At 44.8% G+C, this 26,936-nt stretch carries 26 protein-coding genes and 5 tRNA genes; 13 read left to right on the top strand and 18 right to left on the bottom strand.

The genetic code is table 11. The annotated features are described in order from the left end of the window. The first annotated feature begins 4 nt into the window (after positions 1-4). From ACP7BU_RS05765 to ACP7BU_RS05785, 5 genes are read left to right on the top strand one after another with little or no spacing between them, the layout of a single operon-like run. Entirely contained in the window at positions 5-370 is a 366-nt protein-coding gene (locus tag ACP7BU_RS05765) for a Na+/H+ antiporter subunit C (protein ID WP_114541783.1), read from the top strand. Then, complete coding sequence (locus tag ACP7BU_RS05770) at positions 370-2,178, top strand: monovalent cation/H+ antiporter subunit D (protein ID WP_425879360.1); 1,809 nt, start codon at positions 370-372, stop codon at positions 2,176-2,178. The genes ACP7BU_RS05765 and ACP7BU_RS05770 overlap by 1 nt, the downstream gene beginning before the upstream one ends. Next, positions 2,178-2,696 (top strand): Na+/H+ antiporter subunit E, encoded by a 519-nt coding sequence (locus ACP7BU_RS05775; RefSeq protein WP_425879358.1) that lies wholly within the window; start codon positions 2,178-2,180, stop codon positions 2,694-2,696. Before ACP7BU_RS05770 ends, ACP7BU_RS05775 begins: the two co-directional genes overlap by 1 nt. Continuing rightward, the gene (locus ACP7BU_RS05780) at positions 2,693-2,968 is read left to right on the top strand and encodes a monovalent cation/H+ antiporter subunit F (RefSeq protein ID WP_005108490.1); all 276 of its coding nucleotides are present in this window, start codon (positions 2,693-2,695) and stop codon (positions 2,966-2,968) included. The genes ACP7BU_RS05775 and ACP7BU_RS05780 overlap by 4 nt, the downstream gene beginning before the upstream one ends. A gap of 10 nt (positions 2,969-2,978) precedes the next feature. Beyond that, positions 2,979-3,380 (top strand): Na+/H+ antiporter subunit G, encoded by a 402-nt coding sequence (locus ACP7BU_RS05785; RefSeq protein ID WP_005108489.1) that lies wholly within the window; start codon positions 2,979-2,981, stop codon positions 3,378-3,380. A gap of 85 nt (positions 3,381-3,465) precedes the next feature. Here ACP7BU_RS05785 and ACP7BU_RS05790 read toward each other — a convergent pair whose 3' ends face one another. The 11 genes from ACP7BU_RS05790 to tpiA form a co-directional block, all read right to left on the bottom strand. Next, the gene (locus ACP7BU_RS05790; protein WP_004281108.1) at positions 3,466-3,870 is read right to left on the bottom strand and encodes a ribosome-binding factor A; all 405 of its coding nucleotides are present in this window, start codon (positions 3,868-3,870) and stop codon (positions 3,466-3,468) included. Further along, positions 3,870-6,578: a translation initiation factor IF-2 gene (gene infB / locus ACP7BU_RS05795; protein ID WP_114541781.1), complete on the bottom strand. Its 2,709-nt coding sequence runs from the start codon at positions 6,576-6,578 to the stop codon at positions 3,870-3,872. Before infB ends, ACP7BU_RS05790 begins: the two co-directional genes overlap by 1 nt. A gap of 10 nt (positions 6,579-6,588) precedes the next feature. After that, the gene (nusA, locus tag ACP7BU_RS05800) at positions 6,589-8,073 is read right to left on the bottom strand and encodes a transcription termination factor NusA (RefSeq protein ID WP_004281105.1); all 1,485 of its coding nucleotides are present in this window, start codon (positions 8,071-8,073) and stop codon (positions 6,589-6,591) included. Between the two features lie 34 nt (positions 8,074-8,107). Further along, positions 8,108-8,632, bottom strand: coding sequence for a ribosome maturation factor RimP (gene rimP, locus ACP7BU_RS05805; RefSeq protein WP_004281103.1), 525 nt, complete (start codon positions 8,630-8,632; stop codon positions 8,108-8,110). A gap of 223 nt (positions 8,633-8,855) precedes the next feature. Next, positions 8,856-8,932: transfer RNA gene (locus ACP7BU_RS05810), tRNA-Met, on the bottom strand. A gap of 87 nt (positions 8,933-9,019) precedes the next feature. Next, positions 9,020-9,096: transfer RNA gene (locus tag ACP7BU_RS05815), tRNA-Met, on the bottom strand. Positions 9,097-9,164: 68 nt separating this feature from the next. Next, a tRNA-Met gene (locus tag ACP7BU_RS05820) sits at positions 9,165-9,241 on the bottom strand. 80 nt (positions 9,242-9,321) lie between these two features. Then, positions 9,322-9,398 (bottom strand) — tRNA-Met (locus ACP7BU_RS05825). A 54-nt stretch (positions 9,399-9,452) separates the two neighbouring features. After that, a tRNA-Leu gene (locus tag ACP7BU_RS05830) sits at positions 9,453-9,537 on the bottom strand. 53 nt (positions 9,538-9,590) lie between these two features. Further along, positions 9,591-9,920, bottom strand: a complete 330-nt coding sequence (secG, locus tag ACP7BU_RS05835; RefSeq protein ID WP_425879353.1) for a preprotein translocase subunit SecG — start codon at positions 9,918-9,920, stop codon at positions 9,591-9,593. A gap of 13 nt (positions 9,921-9,933) precedes the next feature. Further along, positions 9,934-10,725, bottom strand: a complete 792-nt coding sequence (gene tpiA, locus ACP7BU_RS05840; RefSeq protein ID WP_425879351.1) for a triose-phosphate isomerase — start codon at positions 10,723-10,725, stop codon at positions 9,934-9,936. 277 nt (positions 10,726-11,002) lie between these two features. Between tpiA and pilB the strand changes: the two genes are divergently transcribed. From pilB to coaE, 4 genes are read left to right on the top strand one after another with little or no spacing between them, the layout of a single operon-like run. Then, positions 11,003-12,712 carry a type IV-A pilus assembly ATPase PilB gene (gene pilB / locus ACP7BU_RS05845; protein WP_425879349.1) on the top strand — a complete coding sequence of 570 codons (1,710 nt, stop codon included), beginning with the start codon at positions 11,003-11,005 and terminating at the stop codon, positions 12,710-12,712. Between the two features lie 31 nt (positions 12,713-12,743). After that, entirely contained in the window at positions 12,744-13,973 is a 1,230-nt protein-coding gene (locus tag ACP7BU_RS05850; RefSeq protein ID WP_005108483.1) for a type II secretion system F family protein, read from the top strand. Continuing rightward, positions 13,973-14,833 carry a prepilin peptidase gene (locus ACP7BU_RS05855; RefSeq protein WP_425879347.1) on the top strand — a complete coding sequence of 287 codons (861 nt, stop codon included), beginning with the start codon at positions 13,973-13,975 and terminating at the stop codon, positions 14,831-14,833. The genes ACP7BU_RS05850 and ACP7BU_RS05855 overlap by 1 nt, the downstream gene beginning before the upstream one ends. 1 nt (position 14,834) lies before the next feature. Next, on the top strand, positions 14,835-15,434 hold the full coding sequence (gene coaE / locus ACP7BU_RS05860; RefSeq protein ID WP_064102364.1) for a dephospho-CoA kinase: 600 nt from the start codon (positions 14,835-14,837) through the stop codon (positions 15,432-15,434). A 21-nt stretch (positions 15,435-15,455) separates the two neighbouring features. Here coaE and ACP7BU_RS05865 read toward each other — a convergent pair whose 3' ends face one another. The 3 genes from ACP7BU_RS05865 to ACP7BU_RS05875 form a co-directional block, all read right to left on the bottom strand. Further along, positions 15,456-16,379, bottom strand: coding sequence for a DMT family transporter (locus ACP7BU_RS05865; RefSeq protein ID WP_005108480.1), 924 nt, complete (start codon positions 16,377-16,379; stop codon positions 15,456-15,458). A 6-nt stretch (positions 16,380-16,385) separates the two neighbouring features. Beyond that, the gene (gene rlmB, locus ACP7BU_RS05870) at positions 16,386-17,135 is read right to left on the bottom strand and encodes a 23S rRNA (guanosine(2251)-2'-O)-methyltransferase RlmB (RefSeq protein WP_425879344.1); all 750 of its coding nucleotides are present in this window, start codon (positions 17,133-17,135) and stop codon (positions 16,386-16,388) included. 134 nt (positions 17,136-17,269) lie between these two features. Continuing rightward, positions 17,270-17,593: a pyrimidine/purine nucleoside phosphorylase gene (locus tag ACP7BU_RS05875; protein WP_004281089.1), complete on the bottom strand. Its 324-nt coding sequence runs from the start codon at positions 17,591-17,593 to the stop codon at positions 17,270-17,272. A gap of 441 nt (positions 17,594-18,034) precedes the next feature. On the opposite strand from ACP7BU_RS05875, the gene recN reads away from it, so the two are divergent. From recN to ruvX, 3 genes are all read left to right on the top strand, one after another. Continuing rightward, positions 18,035-19,696 carry a DNA repair protein RecN gene (gene recN / locus ACP7BU_RS05880; protein WP_213686751.1) on the top strand — a complete coding sequence of 554 codons (1,662 nt, stop codon included), beginning with the start codon at positions 18,035-18,037 and terminating at the stop codon, positions 19,694-19,696. Positions 19,697-19,810: 114 nt separating this feature from the next. Continuing rightward, positions 19,811-20,365: a YqgE/AlgH family protein gene (locus ACP7BU_RS05885; RefSeq protein ID WP_004281085.1), complete on the top strand. Its 555-nt coding sequence runs from the start codon at positions 19,811-19,813 to the stop codon at positions 20,363-20,365. Continuing rightward, positions 20,358-20,801 carry a Holliday junction resolvase RuvX gene (gene ruvX / locus ACP7BU_RS05890; protein WP_222110688.1) on the top strand — a complete coding sequence of 148 codons (444 nt, stop codon included), beginning with the start codon at positions 20,358-20,360 and terminating at the stop codon, positions 20,799-20,801. Before ACP7BU_RS05885 ends, ruvX begins: the two co-directional genes overlap by 8 nt. Before the next feature lie 64 nt (positions 20,802-20,865). On the opposite strand, the gene ACP7BU_RS05895 is transcribed toward ruvX, so the two are convergent. Next, on the bottom strand, positions 20,866-21,486 hold the full coding sequence (locus ACP7BU_RS05895; protein WP_425879534.1) for an alpha-ketoglutarate-dependent dioxygenase AlkB family protein: 621 nt from the start codon (positions 21,484-21,486) through the stop codon (positions 20,866-20,868). Positions 21,487-21,637: 151 nt separating this feature from the next. On the opposite strand from ACP7BU_RS05895, the gene ACP7BU_RS05900 reads away from it, so the two are divergent. Continuing rightward, positions 21,638-23,440 (top strand): ABC transporter ATP-binding protein, encoded by a 1,803-nt coding sequence (locus ACP7BU_RS05900; RefSeq protein ID WP_168730888.1) that lies wholly within the window; start codon positions 21,638-21,640, stop codon positions 23,438-23,440. A 93-nt stretch (positions 23,441-23,533) separates the two neighbouring features. Here the strand turns inward: ACP7BU_RS05900 and ACP7BU_RS05905 are convergent, their stop codons facing one another. From ACP7BU_RS05905 to phoU, 3 genes are all read right to left on the bottom strand, one after another. Further along, positions 23,534-24,490, bottom strand: coding sequence for a hypothetical protein (locus tag ACP7BU_RS05905; RefSeq protein ID WP_005108469.1), 957 nt, complete (start codon positions 24,488-24,490; stop codon positions 23,534-23,536). Further along, positions 24,487-25,824, bottom strand: coding sequence for a glycosyltransferase (locus ACP7BU_RS05910; protein ID WP_425879340.1), 1,338 nt, complete (start codon positions 25,822-25,824; stop codon positions 24,487-24,489). Before ACP7BU_RS05910 ends, ACP7BU_RS05905 begins: the two co-directional genes overlap by 4 nt. 349 nt (positions 25,825-26,173) lie before the next feature. Continuing rightward, positions 26,174-26,893, bottom strand: a complete 720-nt coding sequence (gene phoU, locus ACP7BU_RS05915; RefSeq protein ID WP_114541456.1) for a phosphate signaling complex protein PhoU — start codon at positions 26,891-26,893, stop codon at positions 26,174-26,176. Positions 26,894-26,936: the final 43 nt, after the last annotated feature.

Genomic DNA, 26,936 nt, shown 5'->3' on the forward strand with positions numbered 1-26,936 from the left:
TAGAATGATCAGTTTAGAATTTTTATTAGCCTCTGCGATTGGCCTGCTGACAGCCACAGGCATTTATCTGATCCTGCGGGCGCGTACCTTCCCGGTGGTGTTGGGCTTGGCCATGATTGGTTATGCGGTCAACCTGTTTTTATTTGCCATGGGCCGGATTCAGATGAATTCGCCTGCAGTATTAACCGAAGCCGCGAATGTGACTGACCCTCTACCTCAGGCACTGGTGCTGACGGCCATCGTGATTGGCTTTGCCACCACTGCCTTTATTGTCCAACTGGCACTGCGTAGCCGCTACGAATCAGGAACAGACCACGTTGACTCAAAAGAAGATATCCCCCAGATTGATCCACGTGAGGATGAGCCTTAATGACTGATCTTCTCAATTTCTGGACTCAACATACTCCTATTTTCAGCATTCTTTTGCCGGCCTTTACCGCTTTTGCCTTGGTACTTTTGGGAAATCCGGGTGCAGGCTCTCTGATCACGGACTGGCGTCAACCCTGGCGTCGTGGTATCAGCCATCTCTCGGGAATCTTGGGCCTGATCATTGCCGTTAGCTATCTGATAAACAGCAGCGAGGGCCAAATCAGCGTATACACCCTCAGCGAATGGGCAGCACCATTCGGGATCGTGCTGGTGCTGGATCAGCTCTCGGCCATGATGCTGGTGTTGACCTATGCGCTCGCCTTGCCTGTGGTCTGGTATGCCAGCAAAGAATGGGACTTACGCGGCCGTTATTTCCATGCCATGGTGCATTTCCTGCTGATGGGTCTGACTGGTGCATTCCTGACAGGCGATTTGTTCAACCTGTTTGTGTTCTTTGAAATTTTGCTGATGGCGTCTTATGTACTGCTGTTGCATGGACAAGGTAAGGCACGTTTTCAGCTGGGAATTCACTATGTCACCATTAACCTGCTGGCGTCTGCGCTATTCCTGATTGGACTCGGGATGATTTATGGCAGTGTCGGTAGCCTGAATATGGCCGATGTGGCCCGTTTGATGCCAACACTTGCAGAAGATCAGCATAAACTGGCCGTTGCCGGTGGCTTGATGCTCTTCGTGGTATTTGGAATCAAAGCAGCAATGCTGCCGGTGGGTTTCTGGTTACCCAAAACCTATGCGGTGGCCACGACTCCTGTAGCAGCGCTCTTTACTATCATGACTAAAGTCGGGATTTATGCAATTTTGCGTATCAACGGCACGGTTTTTGATGATGAATATAGCCATCAGATTCTGATGAACTGTCTGCTGGTGATTGGTCTGGTCACATCCGTCTATGGGGTAATCTGTGCAATTGGCACCGAACGTCTGCGCCGTTTTGTCGGTTTTATGGTGCTGTCTTCAGTCGGAACGATTCTGGTGGCCATTGGCCTGAATAATACTGCAGCCTGGGCGGGTGCGCTGTATTATCTGGTACACAGTACCCTGATTGCGGCCGCATTTTATATTCTGTCGGGCTGGATTACCTCGCAGCGCGGTGAATTTAAAGATCATTTTAAAATCGCCCCACTGATGAAACAGAATAAGCTAGTTTCGATTGTCTATTTCATCATCGCCTTGATGATGGCAGGCCTGCCACCGTTTAGTGGATTTTTCGGTAAAGTCTTTATTTTGCAGGCTTCTGCTAATTCAGATTATCAGATGATTATTATCCTGACCATTTTGCTGGTAAGTTTTCTCAGTATTCTGGCTTTTACCCGGGTCGGTTTTATCCTGTTCTGGCGTTCGAGCAGACCTGAAGATGATCTTGATTCTGAAGAGTTTCATAAATATGAAGCCCTACCGAGTAAAGCACCGGCACGCAATGACCGGGTGATTTATATATTGCTGGCAGGCTTAACCGCCTACGTGGTGTTTGCCGGACCGATCTATCAATATAATTATCAGACTGCGGAACAGATCAAAAACAATTCGGTCTATGAAGCCGCGCTGTTAAAACCGGATGCAGAAGGTCAGTTTATTAGCGTCCAGCCATTCGATCCGAAGTATTTGCCAGAAACCAAATATGGTGGTGAGGTGATAGATCCTAATGCGCATCTAATTCCTTATGTGATTTCAGAAGCGACCTTGAAGGGTGAAAATATTTCTGAATTCAAGCAACGCCAGATTGACCAGCAGCACATTGAACAGACCGAATATGATGATAATCAACTTAAACCGGCGGAGGGACCTTAATGGCTGAATCATTATTTCAACGCTGGTTCCCGCATCCGCTGGTTTCTGTGATTGTGGGACTGAGCTGGGTTTTACTGGCACACAGCCTGGACGCTGGAACATTGCTGATGGCCTTGCTACTCGCGGTGATCATTCCACGTATGGTCGAACCCTTTATTGACTATACCCCGAATATCCAGTGGACTCCTGCCCTGCGCCTGTTCTTTGTCGTAGTTTGGGACATTGTTGTAGCCAATATTAAAGTGGCCAAACTGGTGCTAGGACCGACGAAGAATCTGCATCCAAAATGGTTCCGTGTGCCTTTAGATACCGAACATGAAGAAGTCAACACCTTGCTGGCGATGATTATTACCACTACACCGGGCACGGTATCTGCAGGGATTGACCAGGATCGTGGTGATATTCTGGTACATGCCTTAAGCACAGATGATGAAGCGGCCGAAATCGAGCTGATTAAGCAGCGCTATGAACGCCCGCTCATTGAGATTTTTAATGCACGATCAGGAGAAAAAGCATGACAATTCTACCTTATGCATTATTGATTTGTCTGGGTGCGGTCACCATCTCCATGTTACTGTGTCTGATCCGGCTGATTACCGGTCCCTCTATTGTTGATCGCCTGTTGGCACTGGATACCCTGTTCCTAAATGCCACCTGTCTGGTGGTGATTTTGGGTATTTACTGGAGCAGCACATTTCTGTTTGAAGGCGCTCTCTTGGTCGCGATGCTGGGCTTTGTCTCTACCGCAGCCTTGGCGCGTTATTTCACCACTGGCCATGTCATCGACTAGGAGTTTTTAAATGTCTTTAATTTTAGAAATACTGGTGTCGATTTTTCTATTGATTGGTGCTTTCTTTATGCTGGTTGGCGGAATCGGGATGGTGCGCTTACCCGATCTGTTCATGCGTCTGCATGCACCGACCAAATCCAGTACTTTGGGCCTCGGCAGTTTTTTAATTGCGGCGATGATTTTCTCTGCCATGTATGGCCGTTTCGGTTTTGCTGAAGTGCTGATTACCCTGTTCGCCTTTATCACTGCGCCAGTATCTGCCAATCTGATGGCACAGGCTGCATTACATTTGCGTTTACGTTCTTTGAGTGGTGAAGTACCGGAAACGCTAGAACGCCCCCTGCCTTGGCAGCGTTCACGCCGTCGTACCTTTTATGAAAAGAAAATCAATCGCAATGATGATTTAGATTAATTGAGCAAGCGATTCCAGTTCTCCCAAATCTCAAAATAGAGAGATAAAAAAAGCCACCCGAAGTTGGCTTTTTTAGTCCTAAAACTTATTCATCATCTTTTTTTGCTTCAGCTTCAGGTAAGTCCTTCACTGCTTCAGCGATCAGACCAAACATATAGTTACCATATGCATTGGTCTTATCGTAATGGAAACGTAGACGAGGCGTAATACGGGTTTTGATACGACGACTCAGCTCGTGGCGCAGGAAACCAGATGCTTTGTTCAACACATCCAGAGTTTCTTTATTGGCCTCTTGGCTTTGCTCATCGCCAAGTTCACGTCCCATCACAGTGACATAAACTTCCGCATATCCCAGGTCTGGGCTCACCTTCACCGCAGAGATGGTCACCAGACCACCTAAGCGTGGATCTTTCAGCTCCTGACGGATCAGTTCGGACAACTCGCGTTGTACTGTATCCGCCATACGCTTCAGACGTTGACTACCCGCCATTAAAGACTCCGTTTAATCAGTTGAACATCGTACACTTCGATCTTATCAAGTGCTTTGATGTCTTTATAGCCTTTCACCGCAAGACCACATTCCATACCGGCACGAACTTCTTCAACCACTTCTTTGTAGCGACGAAGAGATTCAAGCTCGCCCTGGAACACAACCACGTCATCACGTAATACACGAATCGGTTTGTTACGATGCAATACGCCTTCAAGTACCATACAGCCCGCAGCCGCACCAAACTTACTTGAGTGGAATACTTCACGTACTTGTGCAACACCCAGAATCGTTTCACGATGTTCAGGTGCAAGCTTACCGCTCATTGCTGCTTTCACATCATCAATCAATTGATAGATGATTGAGTAATAACGAATGTCGATACTGTCTGCATCTGCTTTTTGACGCGCAGCGTTATCCGCACGTACGTTAAAGCCAAGTAGAACTGCTTCTGAAGATTCAGCCAGTGTCACGTCAGACTCAGTGATCGCACCTACACCAGAACCGATGATACGTACTTTAACTTCGTCAGTCGCAAGCTCAGCAAGTGCAACGTGTAATGCTTCCAAGGTACCACGTACGTCAGTTTTCAACACAACGTTCACGATAGGCACATCTTTCTTGCCCATAGACGCCATGATGTTTTCAAGACGCATTGCAGATTGACGCTCAAGACGTTTTTGACGTTCACGATCCATACGCGCATCGGCAACTTCACGTGCTTTCTTCTCGTCACTCACCACAAGAACTTCGTCACCCGCCATTGGTGCTTCTGGAAGACCCAGAATTTCCACCGGAATCGAAGGACCTGCAGATTTGATACGCTGACCATTTTCATCCGTCATCGCACGAACGCGACCATAAGATGAACCGGCAAGAACGAGATCACCTACTTTCAATGTACCGTTTTGAACCAGAATAGACGTTACCGCACCACGGCTGTTGTCTACACGTGCTTCAATTACGACACCTTGTGCAGCGCCTTCTTCCGATGCTTTAAGCTCTAGAAGTTCAGCTTGAATCGAAATAATATCAAGAAGTTCATCAATGCCTTGACCAGTATGTGCAGAAACCATTGCTACTGGAACGTCACCACCCCATTGTTCTGGCACGATTTCTTTCACAGTCAATTCATTCAATACGCGATCTGGATCAGCAGATTCTTTATCCATCTTGTTGATTGCAACAATGATTGGTGTACCTGCAGCACGTGCATGGTCAATTGCTTCTGCAGTTTGTGGCATTACACCATCATCTGCTGCAACAACCAGAACCACGATATCTGTTGCTTTCGCACCACGTGAACGCATTGCAGTAAATGCTGCGTGTCCCGGAGTATCAAGGAATGTAATCATACCTTTATCAGTAGTTACATGGTAAGCACCGATATGCTGTGTGATACCGCCCGCTTCCCCAGCAGCCACTTTGGCACGACGAATACGGTCAAGCAGCGATGTCTTACCATGGTCAACGTGACCCATAATGGTAACAACAGGCGCACGCGTAGATTGCGCACCACGTGCTTCTTCAGCTGCTTCAAGCAAGTTATCTTCAGCTTGTGTATCAGAAACCAGTACCGGGTTATGGCCCATTTCCTCAACAACAAGTGCAGCAATTTCTTGATCAATCGCCTGGTTCTGAGTAACCAATTCACCCATTTTCATGAGTGATTTAATCACTTCACGAACCTTAACTGCCATTTTCGCAGCCAAGTCAGCAACGACAATCGTTTCACCGATTTCAACATCGTAAACCTGTTTTTTCACAGGTTTTTCGAAGCCGTGCTTGTTGCCCTGGCTAGTTTTTAAACCGCGCTTAGGCTGTTTGCTGAAGCTTTGCTCTTCCTGACCACGACGACCACCTTTTTTAGGTGCACGCGCGCTCGGCGTATTCGTACCACGTTTGATTTCGCGGTCTTCTTTGGCAAAAGAGTCTTCATATGCCTGACCAACAAGGCCGGCAGCCAGAGGAGAATCATCAACAACACGAATCGTTGCAGTGGTATCTTCCGCGGTGTACTTGGACGCCATTTGACGCATTTGTTCAAGCGTACGTTGCTGCGCTTCTTCAGCCGCTTTACGACGTGCCGCTTCTTCAACAGCTTTTAATTTTGCTGCTTCTGCTTCACGTGCCTTTTTCTGTTCAGCGGTTTCAGTTGGTTTAACAACTTGCTTCACAATCGGCTTGTTGGTTGATTTGCGTTTTACCACAACTGCAGCTTTAGAAACTTCTTGCTTGTCGCTGGTTTGCTTTGCAGCAGCACGCATCGCCTCTAAAGCTTTATTCGCGTTATTTACGCCAGTTTTTGGAGCTTCAGCAGAAGCAGCTTGCGCTGTATTCTGTTCAGGCGCAGCTTTGGCCTGTTGCTCAGCCTTGGCTTTCGCCAATGCTTCTGCTTTGATCTGTTCTGGATCCGGCTTAACAAATGTATGCTTCTTGCGAACTTCTACATTAATCGTTTTCGCCTTACCTGAAGTACTGGCTACTTTAGCCGTACTAGTCGTTTTACGTTTCAACGTGATTTGCCCTGCTTGGCTTTCTGAACCCTGTGACTTTTTCACATGGCTCATCAAGCTGTCTTGTTGTTCGGTGGTAATAATATCGTCAGCTTTACGCTGTGGTAAACCTGCCTCACGAACCTGCTCTAGGAGCTTCTCAACTGGACGACCCACATTGAGGGCTAACTCTTTAATCGACTTGTCCGTCATATACTACCTCCTAGTTAAACCATGATTCGCGCGCTTTCATAATGAGTTGACCTGCTTTCTCAGCACCCAAACCTTCAATATCTTCGATATCGTCAGTCGCCTGATCTGCTAAATCATCCACTGTTACCACACCACGAGCTGCTAGCGCTTGCGCGATCTCTACTGTCATGCCTTCCATTGCAACAAGTTCTTCACTTGGCGCTTGTATGTTCTCTTGCTGTTGTAATGCATCAGCAAGTGCAATTTCTTTCGCACGGCTTTGCAGTAGTTCAACCAGTTCCGCATCCAGTTCGATTTCATCAAACGTTTCTGCAGGGACATAAGCAATTTCTTCAAGCGAGGTGAAGCCCATTTCTACCAATGCCATCGCCAAATCTTCCGCGATATCCAGACGGGTAACAAACATGTCCAGATATTGTTGCGCTTCGTTTTGTTGACGGGCGTAGTATTCCTCTTCCAGCATCATGTCCAGCTTGTAGCCAGTCAATTCAGATGCCAGACGAACGTTCTGACCTTGTGAACCAATCGCACGTGCCAACTGATCGCTGGTTGCGAAAATGATATCTGCAGTACGTGCATCTTCATCGATGACAATACTCGATACATCTGCTGGTTCCAATGCACTTGCGATATATTGCGCAGGATCATCCGACCAAACTACCACATCAATACGCTCGCCATTGAGCTCTTGCTGTACAGCCTGAATACGGGTACCACGCATACCAATACAAGCACCCACCGGGTCAATACGGTGGTCATTGGTTTTCACTGCAATTTTAGCACGAACGCCTGGTTGGCGAGCCGCCGCTTTAATTTCAATGATTTCTTCAGAAATCTCAGGGATTTCTTTCTTCATCAATGCAATCAGCATATCCGGTTTAGCACGTGACAGTTGTAACTGCGCACCACGACCTTCACGGTTGACATTAAACAGAATTGCATTCACGCGTTGCTTCGGACGAAGGATTTCTTTCGGAATCATTTCTTCACGAGCAAGATACGCTTCAGCATTGTCACCTAGGTCAATGATAAAACCGTCTTTGGTTTGTTTTTTCACTTCACCGTAGATCAGCTCGCCGACTTTAGATTCGTAAGCATCGGCTACAAGTGCACGTTCTGCTTCACGGATCTTCTGTACGATCACTTGCTTGGCAATTTGCGCTGCAATACGACCGAAGTCAATCGATTCAACTTCAAGCTCACGAATGTCCCCAATCGACCATTTTGCCGGATCGACATCAGAGATGGCATCCTGACAAGCTGGCATTTCATGGTCTTCGTCTGCAACCACTTCCCACTGACGGAAAGTACGATAGTCACCTGTTTTACGATCAATTTCCACACGTAAACGTGCTTCTTCCGAATGTGTTCCTTCGTAGAATTTTTTCTTTGTCGCAGCAACTAAAGCTTGCTCAAGCGCTTCAAAGATCGCTTCACGAGGTACACCTTTTTCGTTACTAACCGTTTCAACGACGGTCAGAATTTCACGTGCCATACGTCACCTATTCGTTAAATTTTTATTTATTAAATTAATCTTGGAAGACCAAATTTGCTTTATCGATATTGTGACTGTCGATCTCCAATACCTGTTGCTTTTCTACTTCAACCTGAATCATTTCATTTTCAAGATCGACAGCAACCAGTTTGGCCTGGAATTTACGACGGTTATCTACCGCACTGATCAAACGTAGTGCTACGGTATGACCGATATAGCCTGACATCTGCTCGAGCTGGAAGAATGGACGGTCCCAGCCTGGCGAAGATACTTCAAGTGAATATTCACCCGAGATCGGATCATGAACATCCAGCATTGCGCCCACTTGCTGCGTGACACGCACACAATCCTGAACGCCAATACCACGCCCCTGCTCTTCTTCACCATCTTCATTGATTGCTGGTGCAACGCTCTCATCGACTGGCTTGTCGATGTAAATACGTAATAACGAACATTTACCCTGTGGCAGGAATTCGATCCCCCAAAGGTTTACATTACAGGCTTCAACTGCTGGTGCAATCAAGTCCTGAAGTGCTTGAGTTTTATTTGATAGCTTCATTTACTCTCGTCATCTGGTGCGATTTTATGATCTATTTGACCACTACAAACCAATACAAACTATAGTAGTAGTGAAACATGGAGATTTGACCAAATAATGTCGACACTACACGATAGCCAATAAAAAAGGGCGTAAATCGCCCCAATTAATGCACAATTTAAGATTTTTTCAAATCCCACTGTGCAAAAAGGCCCACCTTGTTGTGAGCCTCTTTTTAGAAACTTGGTAGCGGGAGCTGGATTTGAACCAACGACCTTCGGGTTATGAGCCCGACGAGCTACCAGACTGCTCCATCCCGCATCAACGTGCAAAAATTATATACAAAAGATGAGAACTTTTCAATCAAAACCACATCATTCTGCATATTTGTCATCTGTCGCTGAAAATTGGTAGCGGGAGCTGGATTTGAACCAACGACCTTCGGGTTATGAGCCCGACGAGCTACCAGACTGCTCCATCCCGCATCAGCGTACAAATAACATTCAGTTTAAAAAAACTTAAACTGCTTTTAAAGTTTGCATCTTTAAAAGATTGGTAGCGGGAGCTGGATTTGAACCAACGACCTTCGGGTTATGAGCCCGACGAGCTACCAGACTGCTCCATCCCGCAACAACATGCAAATTATATTTCTCAGCTTAATACTGGTTTAAGCTGCCTCTTGAAAGTTTGCGTCTTTAAAAAGGATTGATTGGTAGCGGGAGCTGGATTTGAACCAACGACCTTCGGGTTATGAGCCCGACGAGCTACCAGACTGCTCCATCCCGCATCAACAGAAGTTTTTTCAGCTGCATACACCAACTTAAATTTCTGGATTATAAGTTGGTGCGGAAGGGGGGACTTGAACCCCCACGCCCGAAAGCACTACCACCTCAAGGTAGCGTGTCTACCAATTCCACCACCACCGCAGCTGTGACGCATTCTAGTCGCATCACTGAAAAAAAGAAAGGACTAATTAAAACTATTCGGTCGTTTCTGGTGCAGTTGGTGAACTTTCATTCGATTGCACAGGTGCGGTCGGCGCAGACTGAACAGATCCCAAACTATAGGCATTCGAGGTTTGTTGCTTGGCCAAAATCGCCAAAGTCAGACTGGTCACGAAGAACAGTGCAGTAAAAATCGCAGTTAAACGGGTCATGAAATTACCCGAACCTGAAGCTCCAAATACTGTCGCTGCACCACCGCCACCGAAAGAGGCACCAGCATCTGCACCTTTACCATGCTGAACCAAAATCAAGACAATCATCAAAACAGCTAAGATAATATGTACTACCAGCACAAAAGTTTGCATGCTGAACTCCTAATTATTGTGTATTTGCAAATGCATGAGCAATTTTATGGAACGACTCAGCATTGAGTGATGCACCACCGACCAATGCCCCATTGATATCTGGGCAGGCTGCTAACTCTACTGCATTTTCCGGCTTGACACTACCACCATATAAAATCGCCATACTCTCGCCATAGCCCGTAATCTGGCTTAAACCTTGACGGATTTGTGCATGCATGGCCTGTGCATCTTCAGGAGAAGCTGTTTTACCTGTACCAATCGCCCAGATCGGCTCATAGGCAATCACGATATTTTTCCATTGTTCGGCTTCAACCACAGCAGCAATATCACAAATTTGTTGCAATACGACAGCTTCTGCCTGCCCGGATTCACGTTGTTCCAGGCTTTCACCGACACAATAAATTACCGTCAAACCGGCACTTAAGGCATTCTTGATTTTAGCATTTAAAATATCAGCATTTTCCGTAAATATTTCACGGCGCTCAGAATGACCCACCAGTACATACTGGATTTGGCTGTCTGCGAGTAATTCAGCACTGACTTCACCGGTGTAGGCACCCGTTCCTGAAATACGTGAAACATCTTGTGCTACGGTATAAATCGGACGAACCGCAGATGACAGCTCTGCCTGAATCTGGCTTAAGGCAATGGCAATCGGTGCCACACCTAAATGACATTGATCTTCAGCAATCGGTGCAGTTTCCAACAAATTCTTAATACCACGCACCAAGCTCAATGCCTCTGCCTGCACTGGATTCATTTTCCAGTTACCTATCACCCAAGGGGTAATCGTCGAAACCGACATAATTAACCTATTTCATTTACATATTTTGAATTGGGCACATTCTACACGGAATTGGAAAATTAAAAGAATAGTTTTCTTATCACTCATTCTCAGTTTAGACTATCCAAAATGGTTATTTTTTGTTATCACTTAAAAAAATGAGGACTTCTTCTAACCAGTTCATGCTTTTACTGGAGATGAGGAAGCGAGCAGCACTCTTGGCTATGGTATTTTTACGTAACAAACGTATAATTTTAATATAGCAATTAAAAGAATTTGATGAGTAGGCATTTATAGCATGACAGCATTACAGGGGTCGCCAAGATTTACCGGATTTATTCGTCGTTTGGTCGAGGAAGGCGTCATCTCGGCTGAAGATATGCGCAGTGCGTTGGCGCATGCCAAGCAAGAAAAAATCGATATCGTGGCTGAGTTAATTAACCAGCAACAGCTTTCCCCGACCGTCATTGCTGAAACGATTTCAGTCGAATTTGGCGAACCGCTGTTTGATATCAGTGCCTATGATCCTGCCCAAATTTTGCGGGATGCGATTGATGAAAAGCTGATTACCAAGCATCGCATCCTGCCGATTTTTAAAAATTCCAGTATTTTATATGTTGCGATCAGTAACCCCACCAATATCGAAGCAATTGATGCAGTCCGTTTTTCCACCAAACTCAATATTGAAACGATTATTGTTGAACACAATAAACTTGAAAAACTGATCGAGCAGAATTTTACTGAAGAAAGCACGTTTGAGTTTGATGAAGACTTTGATCTGGATGTTGATGTTGAATCCACCGATCCGAATAAAGAAGATGATGAAAGCAATAAAGGTGATGAAGCACCAATTGTCAAATATATAAATAAGTTACTCATCGATGCGATTCGTATGGGTGCTTCGGATCTACACTTTGAACCTTATGAAAAAATCTATCGGGTACGTTATCGGGTCGATGGGGTATTACGCCAGATTGCAACACCACCACTACAGCTGGCAAATCGTTTGTCTTCACGTCTTAAAGTTATGTCACAAATGGACATTTCAGAAAAACGTGTACCACAAGATGGTCGAATTAAACTAAAATTATCCAAAAACAAAGCCATTGATTTCCGTGTCAACTCTCTCCCTACACTGTTTGGTGAGAAGCTGGTACTGCGTATTCTGGATCCATCCAGTGCGATGCTGGGGATTGATGCATTGGGTTATGAACCGGAACAAAAAGAACTGTTTATGCAGGCACTCGACAAACCACAAGGGATGCTGCTAATTACCGGCCCGACGGGTTCCGGTAAAACCGTTTCACTTTATACCGGTTTGAATATCCTGAATCGTGAAGATACCAATATTTCCACAGCGGAAGATCCGGTCGAGATTAACTTGCAAGGGATTAATCAGGTCAACGTTAATAATAAAGTTGGCCTGACCTTCTCTGCCGCACTGAAGTCCTTCTTACGTCAAGACCCGGATATCGTCATGGTCGGTGAGATCCGGGATCTGGAAACTGCCGAGATTGCGATTAAAGCTGCGCAGACCGGTCATATGGTGATGTCGACGCTGCATACCAATAGTGCGCCTGAGACTTTGACCCGTTTACGCAATATGGGGGTGCCTTCTTTCAATATTGCCACTTCAGTCAACCTGGTCATTGCACAACGGTTGGCACGTCGCCTGTGTTCACAATGTAAAAAACCTGCCGATATTCCGAAACAAAGCTTACTGGAGATGGGTTTTACCGAAACCGACTTGCAGCAACCTGAGTTCCAAATTTATGAACCGGTGGGCTGCAATGAGTGTCGCGAAGGCTATAAAGGTCGTGTCGGTATTTATGAAGTTATGAAAGTAACGCCCGAAATTTCCAGAATTATTATGGAGGACGGTAATGCACTTGAAATTGCCGATGCTTCCGCACGTGCAGGTTTTAACAATTTACGCCGGTCAGGTTTAATCAAGGTGATGCAGGGGGTGACTTCTTTACAGGAAGTCAATCGTGTCACCAGCGAATGATCGGATGCTGATCTAAAATAAGGATAAAGGTATGGCAGCAGTAAAGAAAGGCCAGATGATGCCGATCTTCAGCTATGAAGGAATTGATCGTAAGGGGGCAAAGATCAAGGGGGAATTGCCAGCAAAAAATATGGCTTTGGCCAAGGTCACCCTTCGAAAACAAGGTATCAGCATCAAGACCATTCGGGAAAAGAAAAAAAATATTCTCGAAGGCTTGATGAAGAAAAAAGTCTCAACACTGGATATTACGATTTTTACCCGACAATTGGCGACCATGATGAAAGCCGGGGTACCACTGGTACAAGGCTTTGAGATTGTCGCAGAAGGTCTGGAAAATCCATCCATGCGTGAAGTTGTACTGGGAATTAAAGGTGAAGTCGAGGGGGGTAACACTTTCGCTGGAGCACTGCGTAAATATCCACAGTATTTTGATAATTTATTTTGCTCTTTAGTTGAATCAGGCGAGCAGTCGGGTGCTCTTGAAACCATGCTTGATCGTGTTGCGATTTACAAAGAAAAAAGTGAATTGCTCAAGCAAAAAATCAAAAAGGCCATGAAATATCCAGCTACAGTTGTTGTGGTCGCTCTGATTGTTACCATTATCTTGATGGTCAAAGTGGTCCCGGTTTTCCAGGATTTATTCTCTTCATTTGGCGCCGACCTGCCCGCTTTTACCAAGATGGTGGTCAATATGTCGGACTGGATGCAAAAATATTGGTTCCTGCTGATTATTGCCATTGGAGCCATCATTACCGCTTTTCTTGAAGCCAAAAAACGTAGCAAGAAATTCCGCGATTTTCTGGATAAAGCAGCACTCAAAGCACCGATTTTTGGGGATTTGGTATATAAAGCGATTATTGCACGTTATAGCCGTACCCTTGCCACGACTTTCGCAGCAGGTGTACCTTTGATTGATGCACTGGAATCCACTGCCGGCGCTACCAATAACGTTGTATATGAAGATGCTGTGATGAAAATTCGTGAAGATGTCGCCACAGGTCAACAACTACAGTTTGCCATGCGCGTGACCAACAAATTCCCATCCATGGCAGTCCAAATGGTTGCAATTGGTGAAGAATCCGGTGCATTAGATGCCATGCTGGATAAAGTAGCAACACATTATGAAAACGAAGTTGATAATGCGGTTGACGGCTTAACTTCGATGATGGAACCGCTAATTATGGCCGTTCTCGGTGTGCTCGTTGGTGGTCTGGTGATTGCCATGTACCTTCCAATCTTCCAAATGGGTTCTGTGGTTTAATGCAAGATCTTATTCAATATTTTATTCAAAACCCAACGGCGCTGTATATCGCAGTTGGGCTTTTTAGTTTATGTATCGGCAGCTTTCTGAATGTGGTGATCTACCGCACTCCCAAGATGATGGAACAGGAATGGCGTACCGATTGCCAGATGTTTTTGCATCCGGAACAGCCGGTGATTGATGAAGCGAAATTAAGTTTAAGCAAACCCGCTTCGACTTGCCCTAAATGTCATCAGCCAATCCGCTGGTACCAGAATATTCCAGTTATCAGCTGGCTGGTCCTGCGTGGCAAGTGTGCGAACTGTCAGAATCCTATCAGCATCCGTTATCCTTTGGTTGAAATTCTGACGGCAGTTTGTGCACTACTTGTCGTAGCAGTATTTGGCCCGACAATGCAAATGCTGTTTGGACTGATCCTGACTTATGTGCTGATTGCCCTAACCTTTATTGATTTTGATACCCAGTTATTACCGGACCGTTATACCCTGCCCCTGGCTGCACTAGGTCTAGGCGTAAATAGTTATGCACTCTATACCTCCCCAAGCTCTGCCATCTGGGGCTACATCATTGGCTTTTTATGTTTATGGATAGTGTATTACCTGTTTAAAATCATCACCGGTAAAGAAGGTATGGGCTATGGCGATTTTAAACTGCTTGGGGCTTTGGGCGCCTGGATGGGTCCATTATTATTGCCTTTAATTGTGCTGCTGTCTTCCCTGGTAGGTGCGATTATTGGCATCATTCTGCTAAAAGTTCGCAAGGAAAATCAGCCTTTTGCTTTTGGTCCTTATATTGCTATTGCCGGTTGGATCGCTTTTCTTTGGGGTGAACAAATTATGAAAGTGTATTTAGGTCAGTAAATTGAAATTTGTACTCGGTTTAACCGGTGGAATTGGCAGTGGCAAGTCTGCTGCCAGTCAGTGGTTTGAAGCACAAGGGATCACGGTAGTCGATGCCGATGTGGTAGCGCGTGAAGTGGTCGAAATTGGGCAGCCTGCACTTACCCAGATTCAGCAGGCTTTTGGCGATTGGGTACTGCTTGCCGATGGCTCACTGAATCGTCGTGCCCTGCGTGAATATATCTTCCAGTCTCCTGAAGCACGCAAAACTCTGGAAAGTATTACCCATCCGGCAATTCGTACTTCCATTATCCAGCAACTACATGCTGCGCAAAGTCCCTATGCCATTCTGGTTTCACCACTACTATTTGAGACCAATCAGCACGAACTCACTCAGCATACCTTACTGATTGACGCCACCATCGAACTGCAAATTGAGCGGGCCTCACAACGTGACGGCCAGAATATCGAACAAATTCGCAATATCATTGCTGCCCAAATGTCCCGCGAACAAAAGCAGACCATGGCCGATGATATTGTCCTAAATGATGGTCATCTGGATCATCTCTATGCTCATCTCAGACTATTACATCAAAAATATTTAAACATGGCAGCCAGCTGAAGCATAAAAAAAACAGTCTGATTAAGACTGTTTTTTTTGTTCTGCCAATTTTCGGCTTAGACTGTCCTGATGCTGTAACCAGCGCCATGGCTGTAAGGCCCCAACTGCCATACCCATCAGGCCACACACCATGGCCAGACTTAAAGTTTCATTTAATAAAGGTACAGCCAGAATTGCCGCAATAAAAGGTGCAAGATTGGTAATACTGCCTGCCTTAAATGCACCAAGACGCTTGATGGCTTCTACATAACTTAAAGTAGCAATAATCACCACAAATATGCCGTGAAAAATGGTCTGAAACAGTAAATGCTCGGGTTCAGGCACACTCAGGTTTTTCGGTAAAAATAGCAGATAAATCGGCACATAAACCACTGCCGACCAGATCGCGACACCACACATTGCCTGCCATGCAGTTAGCTGATATTTACGCAATAAAACGGTAAAAATCGCCCAAAGTATAGCACTAATAAAAAACAGTCCGTCTCCTGCTCCAAAGGCCACACCAGTTTCCCTATACATCAGCATACTCATGAGACATAGTACTACGATCATAATGATCAGGCTGGCCCAGGTATGTTTATCAAAAGCCTGCCCCATCAGAAAAAAAGCCATAATCGCGGTACAGATTGGAATACAGCCATTCAAGAAAATTGCAGCATGGGCGGTAGGTGCGTAGTGAAAAGCGCTATAGGCAAACAGGCAGTAAATCACCCCACCAATCATCGCTAAAATAAAAGGCTCTTTTTTCAGTAAAAAAGCGGCCTCTTTACGATAGAGCAAGATCGGCATCAGAATCAGGAAGGCCAGAGAAAAACGCAAGGCCACAATATCCCAGGCACTGATCTGCCAAAGTGCATTCAGGCGGGCCGTTAAGGTAAAACCGCCCCAGATGCACATGGTAACAACTAAAAAAACATAGCCTTGGGTACGGTCTGACAATGCCATCATCAATTAAAGGTTACGCTGACGGCAGGCTTCATACAGTGCCATACCTGTAGCCACACTGACATTCAGACTTTGCAGATTACCTGCCATCGGGATATACACGGTCTGATCACATTGGCTTTGCGTAATTGGACGCAGACCAGTATCTTCCGCACCCATCACCACACAGACGCCGGTACCGGTGAAATCAAAATTCTGGATCGGCAGCGCTTTTTCATCCAGCATGGTACCGACAACACGAATATTGAACTCTTCTTTAATTTGACCCAAAGTACGCGCCAGATTGGTGACCTGAATGAATTTGACTTTGTCCGCACCACCAGCAGCCACTTTACGTGCTGTCGGAGTTAGGGTGGCTGAACGATCACGTGGCGCAATCACTGCCTCAACGCCCATTGCAGCGGCCGTACGGATACAGGCACCGAGATTATGCGGATCGGTAATATGATCAAGAGCCAATAACAACGCTTGAGGATTTGCGCTCAACAGTGATTCAAGATCTTTTTCATTCAGTGTCGGATGTGCACGTACCGCAGCGACCACGCCTTGGTGAAACGGCTGGCCGGCCAATTTTTCCAGTTTGTCACGGCTGGCTTGCTGCACACTGATTCCAAACGGTTCAGCCAGTTCCAGTACACGCTTTAAACGCTGATCATCGCGTCCTTTGAGAGTGAATAATGTCAAGACACGTTCAGGCTCAAGCTCTAACAATGACTCCACTGAATGTACGCCATAAAAATATTCAGGTTTTGCCATGAACGACCTCTAGATTAGTTATATACAAAAGAAAAATCCCGTAAAGCTGACTTCACAGGATTTCTGTAGCTGATTAGTTTAACCGATTCGCACTGAAATTTCTTGCCCGGTTTACACTGATCTTGAATCTGGACTTAACCTTCAAAATGGCAGACATAGTCCAGCACATCATCGGTTTCGATTTTAAAACGGCTATTGCCCGGTACATAGAAAGACTGACCGGCACGGAACAGCTCACTTTCTTCGCTATCGCCAATCTGAACACGGCATTCACCTGAAACAATTTCCATGCGCTCAGGAACATGTGTTTCAAAGGTCAAGGCATTTTCTGATGGCAGAATGACACCCAACGTTTTCTTGGTCCCGTCTTCAAATTGTACAATGTGACTAATACACAACCCGCCGAAATATACATTAGATTTTTTAAGTACCGATACATGATCAAACTGAGCTGACATGCGATTTCTCCAGATAAAGCATTTTGTAATATTTTGATTGCTGTAGTTTAAATGTGCACTCTCAACTAATCAATCGAAGTTTGTCGGCGTCGATCAAATATTCTGTATCACCTGAACCCCTTCTATTTACAGCATGTTTTGGCCTGTATTTTGCTGATAGATAAGCTTAAGTTTCAATTTGCACGTGCTCTTGTGAAACAGGCTCAATTGAGTCATTAATTTAAAGATTAGGGATGTCAAAAATATGAAAATCAGCAGTGAATCAACATACTTCTGAGTCAGCTTCTTGCGAAAATACAGTGAAATAAGCATATATAAATCGCTAAAATTTAAGATAGAATGAAATTGATTCGTCCTGATTTATAATAATCACAGCCATGTTGTGACACCAATCCAACATCAGGCTATTTCAATCAAACTTTTCGCAGCCCGGATGCGTTTATGCTGACACATTTAACTCTGATCAATTTTGCTTTAGCTGAACACCTTGCTATTGATATTGATAAAGGTTTTAACGTTTTAACCGGTGAAACCGGTGCAGGTAAATCCCTCTTACTGGATGCATTGTCTGCCTGTCTGGGTGAGCGAACCGATACCAATTATGTGCGTTATGGCTCAGAAAAAGCCGATGTCACTGCCAGTTTCAGCTATCAGGAACACAGTCCTGAAGCCGCCTGGTTAAAAGAACATGAACTGGATGACGAGTCAGGTGAAATTCATTTACGCCGGGTGATCTTTGCGACTGGCCGCAGCAAGGCCTGGATCAATGGACGCCCGAGCAGCCTGTCTGAACTGAAAGAAATTGGGCGTTTACTGGTACAACTCTATAGCCAGCATAGTCAGCAACAATTATTAGAACCGCCTTATCCGAAACACTGGCTGGACCGTTATTATCATTTTTATGCACCGGCCCAAGCCGTACGTGATGCGTATAGCACTTGGCAAAAAAATATCCGCCAGCATCAAGCAGCTTTAGACGCACAAGCGACACGCAAGCAGCGTCTGGAAACCCTGGAACTACAACTCGAAGAACTGGAAGAAATTGTTCAGACGGATTATCCGGAAATTGAGCAGGAATTTGATCGGCTCTCGCATCATGAAGCCATTATGCAGGACTGTGTCTATAGCCTGAATGTGCTGGATGAAGCTGAACAGAATATCACTCAGGAACTGGCATCAATTATGCGTCGGGTTGAGTCGCATGCCGGACGCAGTGAGCAGCTCTCCGGGATTTATACTTCCCTGCTGAATGCACAAAGCGAACTTGAAGATGCAGCAGCGAATTTACGCCAGTTCATGGATCGGCAGAGTTTTGATCCAGAACGCATGGAAGTGCTGAATTCAACTTTGGAAATCTTCCATCGTCTGGCACGTAAGTATCGGACCCAGCCAGAGTTGCTCAAAGAAGAATATGAAGCCTGGCAAAGTGAATTGGAACAGTTACATCAACTGGAAGATCCGGAAACACTGGCTGAGCAGGTAGCAGTGTCTTATCAGGAGTTTCTGGATAAGGCCCAACATCTGGATCAGATTCGCCGTGAAGCCGCAGCACCGTTGGCCAAGCAGCTCACTGAGCAGGTTAAACAACTGGCACTGCCTGAAGCGCATTTTGAGTTTAAGTTTGAGCCTTTGGAACAGCCATCTAGTGAAGGTCTCAGCTTTATTCAATTGCTGTTTACTGCCAATAAAGGCATTCCGGCACAGCCTTTGGCCCGGGTTGCTTCAGGCGGTGAGCTCTCGCGTATTGCGCTGGTGATGCAGGTCATGAATGCAGAAAAAACCGAAGCCGAAGTATTGGTTTTTGATGAAATTGATGTCGGGATCAGTGGTGGTACGGCAGAAATTGTCGGACGTTTACTGGCCGATCTGGCCCAGCATGTACAGATTCTGTGTATTACTCATCAGGCACAAGTAGCCGCACAATCTGATCAGCATCTACTGGTGAAAAAACAGCAGACTGATCCTGCTAGCAGTACGATTATCAATCTTGAAGAAAACGAAATTATTCAGGAGCTTGCAAGAATGACAGGCGGTGTGGAGATTAGTGAAACCACCTTGCAACATGCCCGCCAGTTACGTCAGCTGAAATTTCAGCAGGCTTGAAGATTTACAATCTGGACAAATAAAATTTGGTGAATCCAAAAAGCTCTAGTAACGTAGCTATTAGGATCATAGGATTTCTCTGCGAAGAAATTAATTTTAAGGAGAACTGCTCAGGTGACCAAACAGTTTCTGACACATCGTTGTCTGATTGCACCGCCGCATGCGAATGATGATTTTTTTGCCCAGACGGTCATTTATCTCGCTCGTCATGATGAAGATGGTGCCCAAGGCATCATTATCAATCGACCTGCCGGCATTCAAATTAAAGAATTGCTGAATGATCTGGATATTGAAGCAGATAATGTCAATCCGCATGAGGTATTGCAAGGTGGCCCTTTGCGCCCTGAAGCCGGCTTTGTCTTGCATACCGGTCAGCCGACCTGGCATTCCTCCATCGCCGTGGGTGAAAATGTCTGCATTACTACCTCCAAAGATATTCTGGATGCCATTGCACATAATGAAGGTGTCGGTCGCTATCAGATTGCCCTCGGTTATGCCAGTTGGGGCAAACACCAGCTGGAACAGGAAATTGCCCGTGGTGACTGGCTGATTTGTGATTCCGATATGGATCTGATTTTTAACTTACCTTATAACGACCGTTGGGATGCTGCCTATAAAAAAATGGGCGTAGACCGCAACTGGTTATCTTCCGAGATTGGACATGCCTGATGTAAACGCGCCACAAACCATTATGGCGTTTGATTTTGGTACACAAAAAATGGGAATGTCGGTTGGACAATCCCTGATTGCAAGTGCCAATCCCCTGCCCTTATTTCCCATGAAAGATGGTATCCCCAACTGGGATGAGCTGCTCAAAATCGTGAAAAGCCATCAACCGAATTTATTTCTGGTCGGTTTGCCATTGAATATGGATGATAGTGAATCCGAGCTGTCGACACGGGCGCGAAAATTTGCCCGCCGTTTACGTCATCAGACCAATATTGAAACCTGGATGGTAGATGAACGTTTGACTACCCGTGAAGCACGCGATGAACTGGATCATTATCAGGCTCAAGGTCGCGGCAAAAAACTCTCTGCCGACAGTATTGCGGCTACCTTGTTGATTGAAAGCTGGTATCGCCATCCTGCTGGAATCACGCCTTAATCTGTTTTGAAAATTTTTTAAATCAGCATCCGTCAGGGTGCTTTTTTATGCTCCAAAATGCTTCTTAAGGATAAAAATAACGAAAAGTCAGGTTAATTCTTGGTGTTAAAACTTTGCTGGTTTTGCTGATACTGTGCTTCCAGTGTTGCTGTGTCGCACCTCGCATCACAATCAGTTGTCCACTGTGTAACAGTACACCGACTTTATCGCTCCGAATTTTATGCTTAAAGCTCATTTTGCGGGTGGCTCCCAGACTCAGAGAAGCAATGACATTTTCCCGAGAAGTACCTGTATATAACGCCGGCTCATCATCACTATGCCAGCCCAAGCCTTGGGAACCATCTTCATACAAATTGGCCAGACAGGAATTAAAGGGATGACCGACCAGAATTTCAATATGCTGCTTTAAACGGAATAATCCGGGTGTCCATACCTGAGCTTGTTTGAGCGTACCAGAATAACGATACTGATAATGTTCATCGCCATACCAGACCACCTGGCGACCGGTGACATGGTGCTTGCCAAATAAATGCACTTCATCATATTGCCAGGCCAGCTGACTGAGAAAATGCTGTAGATACTGCTGGCTTTGTTCCTCATCCAAAATCAAGCCATAATCCTCCACTACCCCATCAAAAGGTAATACATTGGCTTGCGGCTGGGGTGCAAATAAATCGAGCGTCATATCAATCAGATTCAGTATCCACATGAAAATACTGACATTCGACCTAAAGGATTACAACTGCTCTTCACAAATGACTACAACATTTATGCTTGTGGCTGGCATGATTCCTGCCTAGACTGAATTCAACTTTCACAATAAAAATAATCCTTTTATGAACTTATGGCAGCTGTTTCAGAAACTTCGTCCCTTTGTTCAGCCTTACCGGTTGCTGGTGATTGCCACGCTGATTCTGACCCTGATTGGCTCATTCACCGCACAGGTCAATGCCATTACCTTGCAATATGCGGTCGACAGCATCAATTCGCTACTCGAAGCCGGTCAAGGATTGGAGCAAGGCTGGCATATTCTGATCACGATTTCGGCAATTTTGCTCGGCAAAGAAATTATTAATGCCTTTGTCCAGTTCGGGCAGAAGTTCTATGGAGAGAAACTGCGAATTTTTGTCTCTCAGGATCTGGCCCAAGGGATTATTGAAAAGTTTTTAAAATATCGTTTGGAATTTTTTAATCAGGAAAATAATCAGGCCGGTAAATTACAGACCCGGATTGATCGTGGCATTGGCTCACTGACCCGTCTGGTTCAGATCTTCTTTATTGATATTTTACCGTTATTTACCAGTGCGATTGTGGCTTTGGGGCTAATGTACTATGCCAATGTCTATGTCGGTCTGGTCGCGACTGCCATTGTTCCGATCTATTTCTGGCTGACCTATAAGCAGGCGCAAAAGCTGGGCGGCTGGCGCCGTAGCCTTCGAGATGGCCGGGAGAAAAAGAGTCAAGGCATTCTCAGCATCATCAACTCGATTACTGTGATCAAATCCTTTAACCGCGAATCGATTGAATCGGAAAAGCAGCTCGGTTTACAGCGTGAACTGACCGACAATCAGATGAAAACCCGCCAGACCAGTTTCCTGTTTGATGGCCTGAAAACTTTTCTGGAACAGATCGGGATTGTACTAATCATTATTCTAACCTCCTACTTTGTGCTGGATGGCCAGATGAGTATTGGCATGATCATGTTTCATGTGCTGCTATTTAATAATGTCTCTGCCCCAATCCGATCCCTGCACCGGATTTATGATGAAGTAAATGACGCCATGATCTATTCAGAAAGCTTTTTCAAGATTCTGGAAGCAGATGATGAAATTGAACAAAGCGGTCAGCAGAAACCGATTGTCCAAGGAAAATTTGAACTGAGTGGCGTGAATTTTTATTATCCAAACGGCCACCATGCCCTGAAAGATATTGATATGGAAATTCGTCCCAATAAAATTACCGCCTTGGTGGGCTTATCGGGTGCCGGAAAATCCACCCTGATCAGTTTGCTGGATAAATTTTATGAACCACAGCAAGGCCAGATCAAACTGGATGGCATTGACCTGAAAGATTATGACACCCAATATCTACGCGATCATATTGGTCTGGTCTTACAAAAAAACCATATTTTTCAGGGCACCATCTTTGACAATATCCGTTACGGCAAAACTACTGCCTCAATGGAAGATGTAATTGAGGCGGCAGAAAAAGCCTCGATTCATGAGCAGATTTTACAGTTACCGGATGGCTATGACAGCGATGCCTTGATGCTGTCTGGCGGCCAGCAGCAACGGATTGCCTTGGCACGGATGTTCCTGAAAAATCCACCGATCATTTTTCTGGATGAACCGACGGCGAGTCTGGATGCAATTGCCACGGAACAGATCAAACAAAGTCTAGACCAGATCAAGCAAGGCCGTACCGTGATCATCATTTCGCATAGCCTGTCGCAGATTATTGATGCGGATTATACCTATGTAATGAAAGAAGGAACGATTGCCGAACATGGTGAACACGACCAGCTTTATCATCAGCAAGGCGTATATAAGGAAATCTTTGATGCGATGGCCAAAAGCCTGAATATTGAAAAAATTGCCAAAACTTTTGAAGATGATGCTGAGGAAGAAACTCATAGTTAATATGGATTAATTATCTTTCTCTGAATCAAAAATTTGCTACACAAGAAAAGCGGTCTTTTAAGACCGCTCAATATTAAGATTCATCTTCCAGATTTAAAACTGCACAATCCATTCACCCCTGATATAACGATAATCATAATCCGGCCCATAGAAGGAAGCACTGCGATTATATCCGGCATTCATACGTAGAAACTGCGAGCCGCGAACAGGACTTTGCAAGTTCAGTTCAAATAACCGGGTGGTCTGACTTGAATCCTGATTAATTTTTTCACGTCCAAAACCAGCAGTTAAACCAGCTGACCAGCCGGAAAAACGCTGACGCCAACCTAAGGCCAGCATCGATTCTTGATAATCCTGAGGGTTAAAATATTCCCTGCCTACATCTTCTTCACTACTTTGGTAGGTGCGATATCGGGCCTGAAGCGTCAATCCCAAGTCCAGAGAAGGCTGATAGATCAGTCTGATACGACCATGATCACGGCGATTATCGTCTGAAAAAAATTGCGATCCTGCAACACCCACCACTGTGACATGCTCACCTAAACCCTGATCCAAGGCAGCACCAATAAAGGTAAAATTCGTTCCCTGCTCCAAAGCAGGCTGAGTTTCAACCCAATCCCGATTGGCAAAAACTTCTAATGCTGTTTTTTCTGCAAGTGGCGTACGATAACTACCATCAAAGGTGAATAATGTATGATCTCCTTGATCAACTATACCTGCCTCCAAAGCCCAGCCATTCGCTGTAGCAGAATCAATATTACGTCCAATCAATGAAATCTTTTGACCATCTCGACTCCAGTCATCAGCTTTATACTGATAAGCACTGCCACGTATACCTAGATAATCATCAGCATGTTCATATTGAGGCAAAAATTCCGCTGATAATTTACGGGTTTGAAAGCCTTCACTATCATCACTAAAGAAAAACTCTGTTCCAAGCGCACGTTCACTTTGGGCCAGGTTTTCTTCTAATCCCTTGGCCAGGCTGCTTGCATTCATACCTATAAGCAAAGGAACAACCGCATAGATCCCAATTTTGTTATTTTTCATTTTGTTCCCCATGTTTTTCGTGTTCTCAGTACTTCATCCAAATATCCTAAAATACTGGCAGGTTGCAATAAGAAACTATAGGCAAGAACATACAAGAAAAAACCACTGAAGTTTTTCCGTACCCTGAGCTCCAGATCATCAAACATTCTGCGTTCAATTGAATAATTTAATAGCCCCAGTAAGAATGCCATAGGTAATAAAGCTAGGGTCATAATACCCGCGATCCAGTAGTGTCCAAAACATGCCAGAATGAGTCCAGGTATAAAGCCAAAGGTAAAGGCAATATCCAACCAAGGGAAAAGCAGATTCCAGTAAATAAAAAACGTAGACAGTCTTGGCTTAATTAGAATAGTGGGATGTTGAATAAATGCCTCAATCATGCCACGTGCCCAACGCTGACGCTGTTTGATAAAAACCTTAAGTGTGGTCGGTGCATTGGTAAATAGACAGGCATCCTCACAATGTCCAACACGATAGCCTGCATTCAATAATGCCCATGTAAGTACGATGTCTTCGCCCACACATTCAGGCCATCCACCCACTTCAATCAGGGCGTTTCGATCATAAATAGAGAAAGCACCTTGGGCCACTAAGGTTCCCTGATATAGGGACTGCATACGCTTGGTCGCGGAAATACCGAGAAAATAGTCCCATTCCTGAGTTTTGGTTAACATGTTTTCACGAGAATTGCGTACCAGAATTTTACCCGCAACTGCACGTGTATTGGGTGGATCCGCTACATAGCGTTCCACAATATTGATTAAGGCAACACGATGTAAATAAGAATCTGCATCGACGGTAATCACCAGATCATGTTCCGCAAGCTTTAAGCCTTCATTTAAGGCGTGTGCTTTACCTGCATTTTGCTTTAAATCCAGCAAGGTCAGCCAGGGAAATCTCGATTCCGCTTTTCGGACAATATCAGCAGTGTCATCTTGAGAACCATCATTAATAACAATAACTTGCAATTTTCCAGGATATTTTTGCACACTAATACTGACTAAAGTATCTTCTATGGAAACAGCTTCATTATAGGCGGCGATCAATATAGTCAGGCCAGGATAAGTAGCTAATGCTTGCCTTTTCGGTCTTCTATCTATCATCAGGCTTAAAGCCGCAAACGAATTCATAAATCCTGGAATAATGGCAATACCATAAATCAGAAACACAGCCATAAAATAGCCAATATATGTGCTGAGCTCATGCAGCCAGTCTTGAGCGATCCAAATCGAGAATACGGTCCAAGAACAGGCTCCCATAAAAGCTAAAACAAACTTGAACTGCACAGAAAAGTAAATTTGAGAAACTTCTTTCTTACTTTCATCAATAATCATAAATGTTCTCTTACATATGATATTTCACAAAACTTGTGCAGGTTTATCTTGTGTAAAATGGGATAGCTAAAAACAGTTGATGATCACTTTAGATACACATCGCCACATGTATCCAGCTCATAATTTCTCTGGAGAAAAACTCCATTTTGTCTAAAAAACCTGCATATTTTATAATTATATATACGTTTTGTATATTTTTTGACAACCAAATCACATTTTTTGTAAATTTCATCGATAAAAATTTTGATTATTTTAAAACCTGTTTTGCTTCCGATTTGAGAAAAAACATTTAATTAAAGCTGAAAAAAAGCCTGCAAATTGCAGGCTTTTTATTTTAATTTTTTAAGATTTAACGCTGAACTTTCTGTTCAATTTCTTCAACGCTGGTATGACGCACATCAAAACCTTTGACCATATAGATCACCTGTTCCGAAATATTCCGGGCATGATCGCCAATTCTTTCTAGCGAACGCAGCACCCATAATACATTGATGACACGACTGATATGCCGCGGATCTTCAATCATATAAGTCATAAGCGTACGTGTGGCTGATTGATACTCACGGTCAATATCCGCATCTGCCAACATGACCTTCAAAGCTTGATCTACATCCAGACGCGCAAAAGCATCCAGTGCGTCATGAATCATCACCCGCACCTGGTTGCCAATATGCCGGGTTTCCATATAACCGCGCGGTGAGCCGCCCTCTTCACATAAGCTTTGTGCAATTCGGCCTATTTTCGAGGCTTCATCGCCAATCCGTTCCAGATCGGTATTGGCCTTGGACATGGCAAGCACCATGCGCAAATCAATCGCGGCAGGATGACGACGCGCCAGAATTAGGGTCAGCGCTTCATCAATATCTCGTTCCATCTGATTGACGACATTGTCTTGAAACTGCACATCTACTGCCATTGAGGCATCTGTGTCCAATAAGGCATGAATGGCATTAGCTACCTGCTGTTCTACCAGTCCGCCCATCGTCATGAATTTGGTATTTACGTCCTGCAGTTCTTCATTAAATTGCGAAGAAATGTGATGGCTTAATACAGGATTATTTGGACACAAGGAAAGCTACTCCTGAACGATAGAGGACAATGATCAATAATAA

Source organism: Acinetobacter sp. 40AMC3-4 (assembly GCF_049898185.1).
Lineage (GTDB): Bacteria > Pseudomonadota > Gammaproteobacteria > Pseudomonadales > Moraxellaceae > Acinetobacter.

Bases quoted from the DNA above. Each gene is read 5' to 3' on its own strand.
- ACP7BU_RS05865 (WP_005108480.1), bottom strand. From the start codon at position 16,379: ATGGCATTGTCAGACCGTACCCAAGGCTATGTTTTTTTAGTTGTTACC.
- ACP7BU_RS05770 (WP_425879360.1), top strand. From the start codon at position 370: ATGACTGATCTTCTCAATTTCTGGACTCAACATACTCCTATTTTCAGC.
- ACP7BU_RS05910 (WP_425879340.1), bottom strand. From the start codon at position 25,824: ATGATTATTGATGAAAGTAAGAAAGAAGTTTCTCAAATTTACTTTTCT.
- nusA (WP_004281105.1), bottom strand. From the start codon at position 8,073: ATGGCACGTGAAATTCTGACCGTCGTTGAAACGGTTAGTAACGAAAAA.
- ACP7BU_RS05850 (WP_005108483.1), top strand. From the start codon at position 12,744: ATGGCAGCAGTAAAGAAAGGCCAGATGATGCCGATCTTCAGCTATGAA.
- rimP (WP_004281103.1), bottom strand. From the start codon at position 8,632: ATGAAGCTATCAAATAAAACTCAAGCACTTCAGGACTTGATTGCACCA.
- ACP7BU_RS05780 (WP_005108490.1), top strand. From the start codon at position 2,693: ATGACAATTCTACCTTATGCATTATTGATTTGTCTGGGTGCGGTCACC.
- ACP7BU_RS05900 (WP_168730888.1), top strand. From the start codon at position 21,638: ATGAACTTATGGCAGCTGTTTCAGAAACTTCGTCCCTTTGTTCAGCCT.
- recN (WP_213686751.1), top strand. From the start codon at position 18,035: ATGCTGACACATTTAACTCTGATCAATTTTGCTTTAGCTGAACACCTT.
- pilB (WP_425879349.1), top strand. From the start codon at position 11,003: ATGACAGCATTACAGGGGTCGCCAAGATTTACCGGATTTATTCGTCGT.
- ACP7BU_RS05785 (WP_005108489.1), top strand. From the start codon at position 2,979: ATGTCTTTAATTTTAGAAATACTGGTGTCGATTTTTCTATTGATTGGT.
- ACP7BU_RS05775 (WP_425879358.1), top strand. From the start codon at position 2,178: ATGGCTGAATCATTATTTCAACGCTGGTTCCCGCATCCGCTGGTTTCT.
- ACP7BU_RS05905 (WP_005108469.1), bottom strand. From the start codon at position 24,490: ATGAAAAATAACAAAATTGGGATCTATGCGGTTGTTCCTTTGCTTATA.
- tpiA (WP_425879351.1), bottom strand. From the start codon at position 10,725: ATGTCGGTTTCGACGATTACCCCTTGGGTGATAGGTAACTGGAAAATG.
- rlmB (WP_425879344.1), bottom strand. From the start codon at position 17,135: ATGGCAAAACCTGAATATTTTTATGGCGTACATTCAGTGGAGTCATTG.
- ruvX (WP_222110688.1), top strand. From the start codon at position 20,358: ATGCCTGATGTAAACGCGCCACAAACCATTATGGCGTTTGATTTTGGT.
- ACP7BU_RS05875 (WP_004281089.1), bottom strand. From the start codon at position 17,593: ATGTCAGCTCAGTTTGATCATGTATCGGTACTTAAAAAATCTAATGTA.
- ACP7BU_RS05895 (WP_425879534.1), bottom strand. From the start codon at position 21,486: ATGACGCTCGATTTATTTGCACCCCAGCCGCAAGCCAATGTATTACCT.
- ACP7BU_RS05855 (WP_425879347.1), top strand. From the start codon at position 13,973: ATGCAAGATCTTATTCAATATTTTATTCAAAACCCAACGGCGCTGTAT.
- secG (WP_425879353.1), bottom strand. From the start codon at position 9,920: ATGCAAACTTTTGTGCTGGTAGTACATATTATCTTAGCTGTTTTGATG.
- ACP7BU_RS05790 (WP_004281108.1), bottom strand. From the start codon at position 3,870: ATGGCGGGTAGTCAACGTCTGAAGCGTATGGCGGATACAGTACAACGC.
- infB (WP_114541781.1), bottom strand. From the start codon at position 6,578: ATGACGGACAAGTCGATTAAAGAGTTAGCCCTCAATGTGGGTCGTCCA.
- ACP7BU_RS05765 (WP_114541783.1), top strand. From the start codon at position 5: ATGATCAGTTTAGAATTTTTATTAGCCTCTGCGATTGGCCTGCTGACA.